This is a genomic window from Methanococcoides sp., from assembly GCF_030594565.1.
Classification (GTDB): domain Archaea; phylum Halobacteriota; class Methanosarcinia; order Methanosarcinales; family Methanosarcinaceae; genus Methanococcoides; species Methanococcoides seepicolus.
On sequence record NZ_JAUVEY010000047.1, the window covers coordinates 1 to 13,789 of the forward strand.

18 protein-coding genes, 1 tRNA gene and 1 pseudogene are annotated in these 13,789 nt (G+C 42.0%); 13 read left to right on the forward strand and 7 right to left on the reverse strand.

Annotation, left to right across the window (positions count from 1 at the left end):
* Positions 1–335 precede the first annotated feature (335 nt).
* On the reverse strand, positions 336–872 hold the full coding sequence (locus QAS77_RS05505) for a hypothetical protein (RefSeq protein WP_305064407.1): 537 nt from the start codon (positions 870–872) through the stop codon (positions 336–338).
* Between the two features lie 3 nt (positions 873–875).
* The gene (locus QAS77_RS05510) at positions 876–1,415 is read right to left on the reverse strand and encodes an MBL fold metallo-hydrolase (RefSeq protein ID WP_305064408.1); all 540 of its coding nucleotides are present in this window, start codon (positions 1,413–1,415) and stop codon (positions 876–878) included.
* Positions 1,416–1,627: 212 nt separating this feature from the next.
* Between QAS77_RS05510 and QAS77_RS05515 the strand changes: the two genes are divergently transcribed.
* Together QAS77_RS05515 and QAS77_RS05520 are read left to right on the forward strand one after the other, a co-directional pair.
* Positions 1,628–1,819 (forward strand): hypothetical protein, encoded by a 192-nt coding sequence (locus QAS77_RS05515; RefSeq protein ID WP_250869432.1) that lies wholly within the window; start codon positions 1,628–1,630, stop codon positions 1,817–1,819.
* A 398-nt stretch (positions 1,820–2,217) separates the two neighbouring features.
* Complete coding sequence (locus QAS77_RS05520; protein ID WP_305064409.1) at positions 2,218–2,487, forward strand: DUF504 domain-containing protein; 270 nt, start codon at positions 2,218–2,220, stop codon at positions 2,485–2,487.
* Positions 2,488–2,895: 408 nt separating this feature from the next.
* Here QAS77_RS05520 and QAS77_RS05525 read toward each other — a convergent pair whose 3' ends face one another.
* Positions 2,896–3,354 carry a hypothetical protein gene (locus QAS77_RS05525; RefSeq protein ID WP_305064410.1) on the reverse strand — a complete coding sequence of 153 codons (459 nt, stop codon included), beginning with the start codon at positions 3,352–3,354 and terminating at the stop codon, positions 2,896–2,898.
* Positions 3,355–3,367: 13 nt separating this feature from the next.
* On the opposite strand from QAS77_RS05525, the gene QAS77_RS05530 reads away from it, so the two are divergent.
* Positions 3,368–3,544, forward strand: coding sequence for a hypothetical protein (locus QAS77_RS05530; protein ID WP_250869429.1), 177 nt, complete (start codon positions 3,368–3,370; stop codon positions 3,542–3,544).
* Here QAS77_RS05530 and QAS77_RS11610 read toward each other — a convergent pair.
* Together QAS77_RS11610 and QAS77_RS05535 are read right to left on the reverse strand one after the other, a co-directional pair.
* Positions 3,466–3,849: pseudogene (locus QAS77_RS11610) on the reverse strand (cohesin domain-containing protein); the annotation flags it as partial. The gene QAS77_RS05530 and the pseudogene QAS77_RS11610 sit on opposite strands and share 79 nt — an antisense overlap.
* 359 nt (positions 3,850–4,208) lie before the next feature.
* A tRNA-Leu gene (locus tag QAS77_RS05535) sits at positions 4,209–4,293 on the reverse strand.
* A gap of 81 nt (positions 4,294–4,374) precedes the next feature.
* On the opposite strand from QAS77_RS05535, the gene QAS77_RS05540 reads away from it, so the two are divergent.
* Entirely contained in the window at positions 4,375–5,121 is a 747-nt protein-coding gene (locus QAS77_RS05540) for an MBL fold metallo-hydrolase (RefSeq protein ID WP_250867476.1), read from the forward strand.
* 49 nt (positions 5,122–5,170) lie between these two features.
* Here the strand turns inward: QAS77_RS05540 and QAS77_RS05545 are convergent, their stop codons facing one another.
* Positions 5,171–5,815: a metallophosphoesterase gene (locus QAS77_RS05545; protein WP_305064411.1), complete on the reverse strand. Its 645-nt coding sequence runs from the start codon at positions 5,813–5,815 to the stop codon at positions 5,171–5,173.
* A gap of 22 nt (positions 5,816–5,837) precedes the next feature.
* Positions 5,838–6,617 (reverse strand): TIGR00266 family protein, encoded by a 780-nt coding sequence (locus QAS77_RS05550; RefSeq protein ID WP_250867478.1) that lies wholly within the window; start codon positions 6,615–6,617, stop codon positions 5,838–5,840.
* A gap of 260 nt (positions 6,618–6,877) precedes the next feature.
* Here QAS77_RS05550 and QAS77_RS05555 point away from each other — a divergent pair, with 260 nt between their 5' ends.
* The 9 genes from QAS77_RS05555 to QAS77_RS05595 all read left to right on the forward strand — a co-directional run.
* Entirely contained in the window at positions 6,878–7,378 is a 501-nt protein-coding gene (locus tag QAS77_RS05555) for an META domain-containing protein (RefSeq protein WP_305064412.1), read from the forward strand.
* Between the two features lie 316 nt (positions 7,379–7,694).
* On the forward strand, positions 7,695–8,720 hold the full coding sequence (locus tag QAS77_RS05560) for a DUF21 domain-containing protein (protein WP_305064413.1): 1,026 nt from the start codon (positions 7,695–7,697) through the stop codon (positions 8,718–8,720).
* 223 nt (positions 8,721–8,943) lie between these two features.
* Positions 8,944–9,552 carry a tRNA (pseudouridine(54)-N(1))-methyltransferase TrmY gene (trmY, locus tag QAS77_RS05565; RefSeq protein WP_305064414.1) on the forward strand — a complete coding sequence of 203 codons (609 nt, stop codon included), beginning with the start codon at positions 8,944–8,946 and terminating at the stop codon, positions 9,550–9,552.
* A 23-nt stretch (positions 9,553–9,575) separates the two neighbouring features.
* A complete protein-coding gene (locus tag QAS77_RS05570) occupies positions 9,576–10,868 on the forward strand; it encodes a tRNA pseudouridine(54/55) synthase Pus10 (RefSeq protein WP_305064415.1) in 1,293 nt (430 codons plus the stop codon).
* Positions 10,869–10,932: 64 nt separating this feature from the next.
* On the forward strand, positions 10,933–11,226 hold the full coding sequence (locus QAS77_RS05575; RefSeq protein ID WP_250867483.1) for a 50S ribosomal protein L21e: 294 nt from the start codon (positions 10,933–10,935) through the stop codon (positions 11,224–11,226).
* 150 nt (positions 11,227–11,376) lie between these two features.
* Entirely contained in the window at positions 11,377–11,730 is a 354-nt protein-coding gene (locus tag QAS77_RS05580; RefSeq protein WP_172367089.1) for an RNA polymerase Rpb4 family protein, read from the forward strand.
* A 79-nt stretch (positions 11,731–11,809) separates the two neighbouring features.
* Positions 11,810–12,406, forward strand: coding sequence for a DUF655 domain-containing protein (locus tag QAS77_RS05585; protein WP_305064416.1), 597 nt, complete (start codon positions 11,810–11,812; stop codon positions 12,404–12,406).
* Between the two features lie 18 nt (positions 12,407–12,424).
* Positions 12,425–13,237 carry a 16S rRNA (adenine(1518)-N(6)/adenine(1519)-N(6))-dimethyltransferase RsmA gene (rsmA, locus tag QAS77_RS05590; protein ID WP_250867485.1) on the forward strand — a complete coding sequence of 271 codons (813 nt, stop codon included), beginning with the start codon at positions 12,425–12,427 and terminating at the stop codon, positions 13,235–13,237.
* A gap of 4 nt (positions 13,238–13,241) precedes the next feature.
* Positions 13,242–13,789: HemK2/MTQ2 family protein methyltransferase (locus QAS77_RS05595; protein ID WP_305064417.1), on the forward strand; the 548-nt coding region annotated here is incomplete at its 3' end.

The following is a 13,789-nucleotide window of genomic DNA, read 5'->3' on the forward strand; positions in this document are numbered from 1 at the left end:
TTTCAATAAAACCAATGTCAATAGCTGGTGTTGTGTATATTTTCTTTTGGAATACTTGCAACTATAGATCTGAAGGTGTGAGTTACCTGATACAGCTAGCGCTGCATCAACAAACTTTAAATATTTGTTAGACAAAACACATTCATCCCCTTTGTGTTTTCTGTGATAAGTAATACTCAGGGGATAATTCTTTTTAAAATTTTATGTTAAAATTAAATGGAAAATAGGTTTTCTACAGAGCCGAAGTTCAAGTAATATAAAGCAAACCACTAAAATCTCGAAGATAATTTTGTGAGTATCCTCCGGAATTTGATGATGTGCCCTGCTCTTTCGAATCATACATTACCGTCCCCTGATCTCAAAACAACAGGAACAAGTCCATTGTATTCAGCAGCTGTCATTATCCTGACATGCATATCATCTGCTGTCTCCCATACCTTTGCAGTATGCTCTCTGTAAAGCGGATCTCTCAAAAGATGGTGGTCGTATATAATGAGATCTGGAGCACTTTCCCTGATGATCCTGATGAGGTTATTTATGGCCCGATCAAGGTTTGTCCTGCTGAGAAGATGACCTAAAAGGTAGGTTGCCGGACCATCCAGTATCAATATATCCGGATCTTCTTCAATGATCCATTGTGCATGGTCTTCAATGATTGGTCCCTGCAGATCCGATGTATGAATTAATTTTTTACCCCCGTATTCTATGATGGTGGCGATCACCCATCCCATTGCAGAATATTCTATTCCATGGAAAAGGGGACGGCTGAAACGTACGCGGGTATCACCAACTTCAAATTCGGTTCCGTCTGAAAAATGCATGCTGGAAGATACCGGCTCCACCCATCTCCCAGTGGACCAGTGCTCCTGCATCTTCTAAAATCGTTTTCTCCAGTTTGATATTAGTTCTCCCCTTCGTTCCTGATAATTTCCGAGATATTTGGAAAAAGCTATGGGTAAACATTCTACTGGATCTTTGTATTGTTTTTGTCCTGGTGGAGAGTGTTTGAGATCAGTTTTATTGACCTTACTCATCAATTGTAGGAAATCCCGGGAACGCTCCCACTGTGAATGGTTTATCCAACGGTTCGGATCCTTTATCCACATATCACTATTGAGATATATTTCACATGATTCTTCATCTATCATATAATGATCAAAGTGATAGTGGCTGAGAACGATGTGTTCTGCCTTTTTCATTTCTTCTTTGATCTGTTTTATGGCGCTTTGTAGGTAGAATTGTTTTTCAGGATCTTGCAGCGGAAAACTCTTTTGCATGATCGCAGCTCCGGGATCGATAAGTATGCTGGTGTCAGGGGTTTTCACAAGAGTGCATGATGATTTGGCACCCATTGAATCAAATGCTATGAGCCGAAATTCCATTTCTCCAGACAATACCATCATAGATCCATCCATGAAAACCGGTTTAAGGAAATAAATACTAAACGTGCGTTTCCTTCAAATTTCCCTGACATGATCTTTGTTCTATGAGAAAATAAGAGTATCGATGTAAATATTCTGACTACTGGTTATGTCAATAATATATCCAATATTAATTATATATATGGGATTTTCAGAGACAACATATATTAGCTAATCGAATGTATATTCTATTGGAGGTTTTAAAAATGTGGAGTTATTCAAAAATTGACACCGAAAATCTGAAAGCTATCAATGAGCTGGAAAGTAAATTAGGTATAGCCTTAATTGCTTTTTCAGATGAGAAGATCGAGTATGCAGACTTAAATGAAGACGCTGCTAAAGAAGTAAAGGATCTGGAAAAGAAACTGGGTCTTTCACTGCTTGCACTTAAAGCATAATAAAATAGTGGATTGCAATATTTTGCACCCACTACCTTTTTTTTCAATGTTGATGATTTCTACGTTAAGGTGATGAAAATACCTTTGTTCATTGTTCAGATGATCAGCAAGATCGTCAATGCTACAGATCCCGCCCGAAAATATGTAAGTATATTTCCTGAAATTGCACATTTTCTACTACGAAAATCTAATACATGGAGTATGTTCAGTATGTTCAAAGTACTGCATTATTGTTCTGTTCAATGGTTTGAAGTGATGGGAAAACAGTTTCAATAACTATTTATTTTAAGATCAGCCTAAATAATATTGAGGGAAACGTATGGGAATCCAATAGATCGTGGGGATCTGTATTGGAATCTTTTTACTATCTACATATTAGACCTTCTGGAAGGTATTTTATGGATGATAAAATAAAATCAAAACGTCCGAGGGACATATTCAATGAATTGAAATGGAAGGAAGGCATGGATATAAGCGAATGTAGCATCGAGTATATCCACAGGGGTGTGCCTGGAAATACAAAAACTGTTTCAGGAGAGGATATAGTAGACATTGGACACTTATTCTTCACGCTTTTTCCAGATACCATGATACCATATCATAGGATACTTCTGATCAAGTACAAAGGGGAAAAAGTATACGTAAAGGCTGAACTCGAACATGTTTGATCTGTAAACTTTTCCAGAACTGGTCCATTCACAAATACAGTAGTTCAGTAATTTCAGTTCAAACTCGTATAAATACCATCATATGATACATTTGTATGTGGTTAATTCAAAAAAGAAGGATCTCTTCAACATCGTGTGGGTAACTAAATTTATTTACATCTGCCTTTCAAGCGTCATGGAATTCAAAGAACTAATGCAAATCGCAATCGAATGAGCAAAAATACCACATCACAATTAAAAGATTGTACAGGGAGATTATCTATAATTGCGAATATTTACTTGCAGGACGTTAAAATTACCCACACGATGTTAATGAGAACCAAAAAGAATCTAACTCTAACTCCAAAAATAATTTTGGTGTCCAGATCGGACACCATTTAATTTCATCTTCATTTAACGGCAGATTGCTTATTTTGCTACTACCCTAACCATATCAACGAACGCATCTTCCTGCGAATTGGACATCTTTCCCCTGAATTGAATTTTGAGGCTGTCTATGTCGGTTACGTCAATGCTTTCTTCGTGCCAGGTGTTTTCAGTGTCAACATTCCCTCTTAATATTGCCTTTTCAGTCCAGGTAGCTCCTCCATTTGTGGACACATCGAATGCAAGGTACTCTCCTTTGTCGAGGTAACTTTCAATATACCAGGAGAATGTAATTGTAGCGGTTGTTTTGCCACCCAGGTCTATATCTTTAGAGGTTAATGCTGCATTCGTAGCCCTGCCATCGATTCCAGCAGACCATCTGCCGTCTATTGCCCGCTGAGTTGAATCATACCAGTCTCTTTGGCTGTCTTCAGCCCATAGCCCGTTCCATTCACCCTGCTCAAAGCTATCATAGAACACCTCCTCTGGTTCACTTGCCAAAGGGGCCTCGTTAATGGTCAGAGTCGTATTTTTGATCAAGACACTTAGGGGATTTCCTGATGGGTCACTTATGATCACGTTTTTCAGACCAATTGTTGCTGTGCTTGTAGCCTGCTCTTTTACACTCATTGTGATGCTTGCAAATGACTCAGGTTCTATGATGCTTGAAGGAGCCAGTATCAAACCGTAAACATTTGAAAGTGCTCCTACATTGTTGTCTGTGTTTCCGTCGCTGAAAAATGTTGAAGCTCCATTCTGGCTTAAGAGTATGCCTTCAGATACACTGTCTATCTGGATTTTTGAGCTGTCAAAATCGAGATCGAACTGTAATCCTGCAATTGCAGCATCCGGTGTTACAAAAACATCTATTGTGAAGTTTTCACCGTATGTGGCGATTTGAGTTGATGATTCGAGCGTTACGTCTGCTGCAGCCGAATTGAAACAACTAAAAACAAGCAGAAGTAAAAATATAGTAATTATTGTAATGACTTTAATAGGTACACCCTCTTTATTTTAAAGGCTTGTAGATTTATACCCATATATAACCTTTTGAGTATTTGGGTAATATAATATTCTACTCTAAATAAAATTGTTGTGGTATGTTTCAAATAGAGAGTTCATAAAAAAGTTAAAAAATCTACTGTATTTAATTAATTACGGTAAAAACGTTTACTTGAAAATTAAGGTAAATAGTTCGAATTTCTCCAAACAATAGAATTATTGAAAGTTTACGGTGAACTTTCTGCTTAAACCACCAATGACTTCCTAATATTGGTGTTTTTTTTCTTTTTTAGGTATTGGATTATATTTTTGGAGTTCGGTTTTTAAACGTTACCTATATCATTAAAAATGAGTGCGGGGGGAGGGATTCGAACCCTCGAAATCCTTCGATACCAGATCTTAAGTCTGGCGCCTTTGACCTAGCTGGGCGACCCCCGCATGAGAATTAGAACGGCTGCCTTACGCTTTTGGTCACCCCATAATTAAAGTTAAGTTACTTAAGCCTTATTCTAATGGAACATGAAGATAACATTTCTTGGAACAGGTGTGGCGATACCACAGAAGGGCAGGGTCCAGTCAGGTGTACTGATCGAGTTCGGGGAAAAGAAGGTACTTTTTGACTGCGGGGGTGGCATTCTTAATCGGATATTCGAAAGCGGGACATCACATACTGAGATCGACACAATTGTGCTTTCCCATCTGCACCTTGATCATGTGGCGGATGTCATGTGTCTGCTCAAAGCTAACTGGCTCTGTGAGAAGCTTGATTCGGTCATTTATGGACCTGTTGGGACGCAGGAATGGTTAGGGATGCTCATGGACATCTATCCGTATATGAAAGAGAAGGTCAATGTCGAGGTTCGGGAAGTTGCGGCAGGCGAAGGATTTGAGCTTGCAGACGGGTGCAGTGTCCAGTGTGGTAATGGGATACACAGTGTGCCTTCGCTTGGATATAGGGTTGAATACGATGGTAAGGTCGTTGTCTATTCAGGGGATACTGAGCCATGTGATGGCATCATGGAGCTGGCACAAGGTGCCGATACGCTTATTCACGAATGCTCGTTCCCGCTGGATTTTCCGATGACCAATCACGCCACACCTGACATGTTGCGACCATATCTCGAAGGGTCCGGTATCTCAAGGGTGTATCTGACTCATCTTTATCCTCACATGCAGGGGCACGAAGAGGAAGCTCTTGAATACATAAAAGAAAAGTTCGAGGGGGAAGTGCATATTGCTTCCGACCTCATGAAAGTTGAGCTCTGAAAACTAGTCAGGGCATTTTTCTAGTTCTAATTGGATGGGATGCCCTCTTTCAGACCTCAATAAAGGACACGCTCACATTGTCCTGCTCAAGCTCAATAAGGGCCGCATATCCATCTGCTGCCATGCCGGGATTAACAAGGAATGTATCTCCTGATCTGGCAAATCCCCTTGCTTCGTGAATATGTGCACAGATGACCAGCTTTGAGCGGTTAATGAACTTGGCAACTGCTGCACTACCCACATTGTCTCCTGAGATGGAGTCCAGAAGTCCTTTTGGGGGTGCATGTGAGACCATTACTATATTGCCCTTACAATCACCCTCACAGGCATTGAACATGGGTTCAAGGGCATCCTCGATCTCCTGTTCCTCAAGTTCGAAAGGAGTGTTGAAAGGTGTTGGACTGGAACCTCCTATTCCTACGAACATGAAATCTCCTATTCTTTCGGTTGCCTTGTGCAAATTCACTATTTCCGAATCATCGAGTACTTCAAGGATATCTTTTTGATCGCAATTTCCGGGAACTGCAAAGACCGGTACATCAAAAACACCATTTAGTTGTTCCACTTCGCTGGAAGGTCCAAAGTTCGTAATGTCGCCGCTGATTACCACTACATCGATCTCACCGGCCTTTTCTTTAATATCTTCCAGGTGGGAAAAATCACCATGAATGTCAGCAATTGCAAGTATTTTCATTTATTTCACCTCATATAGACCGTTAGAAATTCCTGTCGCCACCGAGAATGCCGCCCAGTGCACTTTCACCTATGCCTGCAATACCGCCTTTTTCGCCCCTGTTTGAATCACTGGGGCCAATGGCTGCTGCTATCCTGTCAGCAAGGCGTGAGAATGGCAGGCTCTGAAGATATACCGTACCTGGTCCTGAGACCGTTGCCAGAACGATACCTTCGCCACCAAAGAGGGCATTCTTGAAACCGCCTACGAACTGTATGTCGTAGTTAACACTCTCTGAGAATGCCACCAGACAACCTGTATCAACCCTCAATGTTTCTCCCGGAGCAAGGTCTTTCTTGATTATCGTACCGCCTGCATGTACAAATGCAAGCCCTTTGCCTTTGAGTCTCTGGAGGATGAAACCTTCTCCTCCGAAAAGCCCTGCACCTATCTTCTTCGAGAATGCAATGGAAATATCGACTCCATCTGCAGCGCAGAGGAATGCGTCTTTCTGACAGAGGAAACTGCCACCTTCTGATGCAAGGTCTATGGGTATGATCTTGCCGGGATATGGTGCTCCAAAGGCCACTGTTCCCTTGCCTTTTCCGTTCTGGGTAAAAGAAGTTATAAAAAAGCTCTCGCCTGAGAATGCACGCTTCAGACCTTTAAGCAATCCTCCGCCAGTGGACGTTTCCATCTTGATGCCATCTCCCATGAACATCATTGCACCCGCTTCGGCCCTTACGGTCTCACCTTGATCAAGTTCTATCTCAACAAGCTGCATTTCATTCCCGTGGATCTTATAATCAATATCATCTGCCATTATTATTACTCCTCTATGGGACGGGATCCTCAATCGGGAAAGTCCCCTATGCAGAAATATTGCATTTGACAGCACATAAACGTATTGTAAGTAAACACAAAGGCCCTTTTTCGCATGAAGATCTCCTGGATCGTGTCCCTGTACATCCAAAAATATACTAAAATCAGCATCTTTGGACTTCAAATTGAACTGTATCTTAAACAACCTATAAATAGAAACATGGCACATTTATATTTGGGGTAACGGGAGGTTATCAAATTATGAATGCACAAAAAATCTTATCCATTTTCATTATCTTTGCTCTACTTGCCTGCACCTTGATTGCAGTGGGTTGTATTGGAACTGATAATGAAAACGACATTGTTGAAAATGAACAGAACGAAGAAAATATCATATCCCTTGATGAGATCATTGACATAGAATGGCAATGGTCAGGATTAACTGAGACGCTTCCAGCCAGCCAGTCCGTAGTTCCTGATCCGGAAAGCTACACTCTTACCTTAAACTCGGATGAAACATACTCCATTAAAGCAGACTGTAACCTTGGAAGTGGAAGCTACACACTCGAAGGAAATGAGCTTACCTTAGCATCAGGACCAATGACACTTGCATACTGTGGTCCTGACTCGCTGGATAGTCAGTATCTTTCCCTGTTGAGCAATGTAACAACCTTTTCAATGGAAAATGATCAGCTTGTTCTCGGCATAGGAGAGGACGGCGACAGAATGCTTTTTGTTAAAGGGGAAGTAGTCGAGCAGTGAAACACCTGTTTCGACCATATTTTTTGAATTTGGGAATGAAAAGAATATAATTCTCTTCATCCCACCAAATTTAATTTATACTTAAATGCTTTCTGATTAAATAAGATGTGAGGGGGGTTCCTTGGTATAACACTTTGAATTGTAGTACTACCAAGTATGATCAAAATTATAGTTTAAAAACGGTCAGCAAACACAATTATTCAACATAATCATTTGCTGGAGCATTAAAGATTTCCAATTACATGGAAATAGTTTTATTTTGTGCCCCCATATTATTGTTTAATAATTTTTCTTACTTTGAGTGAGTCAATAAATCATGAATGATATCATCATCTGGATACTTATCGCTCTTTGTCTGTCCCAGTCAGCTATCTTTTCGGGGTTGACAATTGGTCTTTTTGGTTTGAGCCGTCTCAGGCTTGAGATAGAAGCCGAAGCTAACAACATACATGCACAGAAGGTCTTAAAACTAAGAAATGATCCGCATTTACTCCTTTCTACCTTATTATGGGGTAATGTGGGTGTCAATGTACTGCTTACCCTTTTAACGGATTCAGTTATGGTCGGTAGCTCTGCGTTCATATTCTCGACAGTATTCATCACCTGCTTTGGAGAGATAATGCCTCAGGCATATTTCACAAGAAATGCCTTAAAGATGGGTGCTTCCTTAACGCCTCTTGTCAAATTGTACATACTGCTGTTGTATCCTTTTACAAAACCTTCTGCAATGATCCTTGACAGATGGCTTGGTAAAGAGAAACTTGAGTATTTCAAAGAAACATCCCTGAGGATAATGCTTCAGAAACATATGAGGGCAGAAGCAAGCGATATTGATAAAATGGAAGGACTTGGCGCTCTTAATTTCTTGTCACTGGATGATCTTGGCATAAAACAGGAAGGTTCGCTTATAGACGAGAATACCATAATAGAACTTAATACAATTAACAACCTACCGGTTTTTCCGGAAGTCGGAACTCCGGATTTTGAGGTATTGCTTCATAAGATCGCATTTCCAGCTAAAAAATGGATAATCGCGGTCGATAAGACTGGGTATCCGGTTGTAGCAATAGACTCTACCTCTTTCATAAGAGATGCTATTTACAAAAAACATGATTTCCGTCCACTAAGATATTGCCATACTCCGATAATCGTAAAGAGCCCTAATGTAAAGATAGGGGATGTACTTCATAAACTGAAGGTTTATCCTGTAGATTCCGAAGATGATGTCATAGATAATGACCTTATACTTTACTGGAATGATGACGATCCTGAAAAAATAGTCATAACAGGTTCTGACATACTTGGTCGTCTGTTCAGAGGCATCGTTAACAGGGTAAGATGAATTCCCTTCATTTTTTTGTTGATCCTAATGAAGACTTTCAATACATGTTAATTGTCAGCATGCAATGTTGATCAGAGTAGATATGTTTTTATTCTATATTCTTTATTATGAACCATTCCACAGTACAAATTAACTAACTCAAAAAAGGCTTTGTGTTATCCAAGGGTGCATTTAATCTAATAACACATGGTAATCACCAAAAAAAGACAGGATACTGAAGAAAATGCGAGATTTTGTGATAATTGCCCATAAGGCTTTGACAACAGGTGACTTTTCCCTGAATGACCTCCCTGGTTCAGCAGGACGCATGGATATCCTTTGCAGGTGCATCAATTCATGCCTGTTCCTTTCACACGACCTTAGGCGTGATGTTCAGGTACATCTGCTACTTCTTGGAGAACCGGAGCCAGGAAAGATCATACGCTTTGATAGTGAGCATGTCAGATATCTCAATCCTGATGAAAGGAGTGCCGGCTCACTTATCAAGAAAGCATTACAGAAGACTGCCGGAGAATATGAGGCACGCTCAACTCCAGGTGTGTTCATCAGAAGTGGGAACCTTGGGACATTGCTTCATGAGTTCAAAGAGGTAGGACGCAGGCTCATTTATCTGCATGAAGATGGTGAGGATGTCCGCGAGCTTTCCGACCTTACGAACAATGCTGTTTTCATTCTTGGTGACCATATGGGAGTTACCGAAGAGGAAGAGCAGTTAATAGAAGAGCATGGAGCTAAGACCATCTCTCTTGGTCCGATGCCGCTACATGCCGACCATTGTATCATACTTATCAACAACGAGATAGACCGGAATTTGTCAGGTACATCCCAGTAAAACAGGAAGAAGGAAGTGATCAGTTGAACGTGCTCGATATTGCAAAAAAGATCGTCCGTGAAGGACCGATATGTGACCATTGTATGGGAAGACAGTTCGCAAAACTCTCTACCGGACTTACCAATGACAAACGAGGGAGTGCTATCAAGCTTGCCCTTGCTATGGAAGGAGACCGCATTAACAAGGACGAAGGTGACAAGGAGATACTGGAAGACCTGAGCACTTCAAGTGTCAATGCACGCAAATCCCTTAGACTTAAAGGCGAGGATGAAAAATGCTGGGTTTGCCTTGGTCTTTTCGAAAAGCTTGACACATGGGCAGAAAGGGCAGAGACTGCATTGAAGGACTATGAGCATTCCACTTTCCTTGTCGGAACGAAGATGAGTGGGCTTTTGAGCGAGAACGAGGAGATTATCTGGACAGAATCCGGGACCACCTATGCGGAACAGTTCAAATCCGAGATGAACCGTGAGGTCGGAAAGCTCATTGCAGAAAGGACCGGCAAAGAGGTCAAACTCGAAAATCCGGACATTCTTGTAACGCTCGATCTTGCCGAAGAGAAAGTTCATCTGCAGGTACGCTCGGTCTATATTCTTGGCAGGTACCGGAAAATGGTGCGTACTATTCCACAGACGCGCTGGCCATGCCGGACATGCAGGGGAAGGGGCTGTGAGACCTGTAACTTCACAGGAAAGCAATACCCTGAATCCGTTGACGAACTTATCAAGGACCCTGTCGTGGAAGCCCTTAAGTCAAAGGATACGAAGTTCCATGGGGCAGGGCGTGAGGATATCGATGCCCTGATGCTTGGATCCGGTAGACCGTTCGTGGTCGAAGCGGTTGAACCCATGCTGCGCACATGCGATCTTGCAAAGGTCGAAAAGGAGATCAATGAGCGTGCAGGCGGGAAGATCGAGGTAGAAGGGTTAACATTCACTCCGAAGAGCACTGTAGAGAACCTTAAGACCGTAAAGGCGGATAAGGTTTATAAACTTAAAGTTACATTCAAAGAGCAAATTCCAGAGGATAAACTCAGGTCTACCATCAATGAACTTATTGGTGTGCAGATCCAACAGAGAACACCACAGCGTGTTTCACACAGAAGGGCCGATCTGGTTCGTAAGCGAACTGTTCATGACATGAAGCTTAACGAATTAACAGATGATTACGCAATGATCGAAGTTCATTGTGAAGGCGGCCTGTATGTAAAGGAACTGATATCCAGTGACGAAGGAAGGACCATACCAAGCCTTACCGGGCTTCTTGGTTCACAGGCTTTCGTTACAGAACTGGATGTTGTCGGGGTCGACATATAAGTCACCCAATATCAAATTTATCAAATACAGGTCTATCCACGACCTGAAATAATGGAGGAAAACAATGCCAACATCAAACGGTGAACGTAGCTGTACTAGGTACAAATTGAAGAAGACAGTAAGGGAACGAGGTCTCTCCCCTATAAGCAAGGCAATTCAGGATTTCGAAGACGGCCAGATGGTCCACATCGATATCGATCCAAGCGTACAGAAGGGAATGCCAAACGCAAAGTTCCAGGGGAAGACCGGTAAGGTACTTGGGAAGCGCGGAAGGGCTTATCTTTTACAGGTAACAGATGGAAACTCTAAGAAAGAGGTCATCTCCCTGTCACAGCACTTGAAACCACAGAAATACTAAATTCAACATCCAGGCTAGTAATGGCCTGGGCGTGACCTTTTATTGTCGATAGTTATATCTGTGTGGAAGTCCATCTGACAGATAGCATCTGCTATTACTTTAGCAGGTACAAAAACGTTAAACATATCGAATTCCAAAGAGTGTATTTTAATGATAGTCAAACACATTCAGAGCGAAGAATTATTGACCGTTCCTGAGGTCAAGGAAATACTTAACAGAATAATGGAAGAGCGCGTGGCACGGGAAGAAGAGCTTGGATATGAACTTCGCAAAGCTATCAACCATGCGGACATGTTTGCAAAGATGGATGCAAGCCGATCCAGAGAACTTGTTAACAAGCTTCTTGAGATGGAGAAGATGAAGCCTGAGATCGCAATACATATTGCTGATATTGCACCTCTGACAAGGGATGAGCTCAGGACAGTCTATGCAAAAGAAAGATTCACATTGACCGAAGAAGAGCTGGACGCAATATTGGCCCTTGTGATCGAGGCAATGGAATAAATTTATATCTCATACTTTACTTTTTTTAGTGGGAACAGTAAGTTTTCAACATTAATCCATAACATACTGGAGGATATCTATGAGTAAGAAGGGAACGCCGCCTGAGAAAGAGGATTACGCATGGGTCCTTGACTACCTGCCATACGGAAGCACTACTGACAAACGTCCAGCATATCAAAAGAAACCTCTCGTACAGGCAATTGGTGACAAACACTTCGCTCTTATGGAGCTGGTTCCTAAGGAAGGAGCAAATCCTGAGATACAGTCCAAAGTCTATGTCGGCGATGGGGATCGGGATGTCATTGATCACGTTAAACACAGGATCCACTTTGATGACTTAAGCCACGGAGCACAGCTCGAGCTACCTTTTGTTCTTGAGATCTGCGTCAAAGACCAGGAAGATAAATTCGTTAAATTCTTCAACGATGCACATTCAATAACAACAAGACTGCACATGCTTGAGCTTCTGCCAGGTATCGGAAAGAAGCTGATGTGGGCTATAATCGATGAGCGCAAGAAAGGTGAGTTCAATAATCTGCAGGATCTCCATGATCGTGTGGGTGGAGTGCACATTCCGCAAAAGATCATCGTAAACCGTATCCTTGAAGAGCTCAAGGATGATAACATCAAATACAGGCTCTTTACAACAGCAATGCAGCAACAGAAGCGTGACTGATAATAAGGTGTCATTGACTTGGTCCGAAAAATATTACAAAAATATGGCATCCGTGGTGGATGTCATGACCAACATTTTTTGATCGATGAGCGATCACTTGATTCCATTGTCGATCAAGCGGAGCTTTCTGAAAAGGATGTCGTGCTGGAGATTGGTGGGGGTATTGGAAATCTTACCGAGCGTCTTCTTGAAAAGGCGGGTAAGGTCTACGTCATCGAACTCGACCCTGCACTTGTACATGTCCTCAAAGACCGCTTTTCTGATAATGAGAAAATAGAGATAATACCTGGCGATGTCCTTAAGTTAGATCTTCCGAAATTCAATAAGGTTGTCGCAAATCTTCCCTATTCAATATCATCTCCTATAACTTTTAAGCTCTTTAAGCACGAGTTTGAACTGGGGATACTGATGTATCAGTATGAATTTGCACAGCGCATGGTGGCTAAAGCAAATACTGAAGACTACAGCAGGCTTTCAGTGAACACGCATTATTTTGCCGATGCAGATATTATCATGAAGATACCACCATCTGCATTCTCACCGCCTCCGGAAGTCTGGTCCGCTGTTGTGAAAGTAGTTCCAAGGCCATCTTCTTTCCACGTTGAAGACCCTCAATTCTTCCTTGATCTGGTAACCGCAGTATTCCTCCAGCGTAGGAAAAAGCTAAGGAATGCCATTATAAAGGGTAATCATCTGTTAAATGTTCCAAACATCAAGCAGATAGTGGCCGAACTGCCTGAAGAGTTCATGTCCAAGAGAGCCGAAAACCTTGAACCGCACGAACTAGCGGAGATCGCTAACCATATCTTTAAAATGAAAGCTACCTCCTAAAAGCATGGTGACCATAACATATAGGGATGCAGACATCGAACTTGATGAGAATGTCTACGATCCTGCCGAAGATTCATACCTGCTTGCAGATGTTGCAATAGATGTGGCACAGGATGGAATGAGTGTACTCGAGGTTGGTGCAGGGACTGGTTTTGTCTCAGCGGTCCTTCAAGCCAATGTGGGTGTGGACCTCGTTGCCACGGAAATAAGCCCCTTTGCAGCCGAATGTGCCAAACGCAATGGTGTCGTGGTTATCAGGGCAGATATGTTCGGATGCTTTAAATCTGGGACAAAGTTCGATCTTATTCTTTTTAATCCTCCGTATCTTCCTACAGCAGAAGATGAAAAGATCCCCGGCTGGCTGAACTATGCTTTTGATGGCGGTGTTGACGGACGCGAAGCAGTCAATATATTCCTTGAAGAGGTGACTCCCTACCTAAGTAATGGGGGAATTATCCTTATGTTGATATCGTCCCTTACTGGTATGGATGAAGTAAAAATGCGTATGCGGAAGCAGGGACTGGAAGTCGAGATCTGCAACATTGACCGGGA

Excerpts from the sequence above, each read along its gene's own strand:
- QAS77_RS05505 (WP_305064407.1), bottom strand. The coding sequence starts at position 872 with ATGCAGGAGCACTGGTCCACTGGGAGATGGGTGGAGCCGGTATCTTCC.
- QAS77_RS05510 (WP_305064408.1), bottom strand. The coding sequence starts at position 1,415 with ATGGATGGATCTATGATGGTATTGTCTGGAGAAATGGAATTTCGGCTC.
- QAS77_RS05515 (WP_250869432.1), top strand. The coding sequence starts at position 1,628 with ATGTGGAGTTATTCAAAAATTGACACCGAAAATCTGAAAGCTATCAAT.
- QAS77_RS05520 (WP_305064409.1), top strand. The coding sequence starts at position 2,218 with ATGGATGATAAAATAAAATCAAAACGTCCGAGGGACATATTCAATGAA.
- QAS77_RS05530 (WP_250869429.1), top strand. The coding sequence starts at position 3,368 with ATGGTCAGAGTCGTATTTTTGATCAAGACACTTAGGGGATTTCCTGAT.
- QAS77_RS05540 (WP_250867476.1), top strand. The coding sequence starts at position 4,375 with ATGAAGATAACATTTCTTGGAACAGGTGTGGCGATACCACAGAAGGGC.
- QAS77_RS05545 (WP_305064411.1), bottom strand. The coding sequence starts at position 5,815 with ATGAAAATACTTGCAATTGCTGACATTCATGGTGATTTTTCCCACCTG.
- QAS77_RS05550 (WP_250867478.1), bottom strand. The coding sequence starts at position 6,617 with ATGGCAGATGATATTGATTATAAGATCCACGGGAATGAAATGCAGCTT.
- QAS77_RS05555 (WP_305064412.1), top strand. The coding sequence starts at position 6,878 with ATGAATGCACAAAAAATCTTATCCATTTTCATTATCTTTGCTCTACTT.
- QAS77_RS05560 (WP_305064413.1), top strand. The coding sequence starts at position 7,695 with ATGAATGATATCATCATCTGGATACTTATCGCTCTTTGTCTGTCCCAG.
- trmY (WP_305064414.1), top strand. The coding sequence starts at position 8,944 with ATGCGAGATTTTGTGATAATTGCCCATAAGGCTTTGACAACAGGTGAC.
- QAS77_RS05575 (WP_250867483.1), top strand. The coding sequence starts at position 10,933 with ATGCCAACATCAAACGGTGAACGTAGCTGTACTAGGTACAAATTGAAG.
- QAS77_RS05580 (WP_172367089.1), top strand. The coding sequence starts at position 11,377 with ATGATAGTCAAACACATTCAGAGCGAAGAATTATTGACCGTTCCTGAG.
- QAS77_RS05585 (WP_305064416.1), top strand. The coding sequence starts at position 11,810 with ATGAGTAAGAAGGGAACGCCGCCTGAGAAAGAGGATTACGCATGGGTC.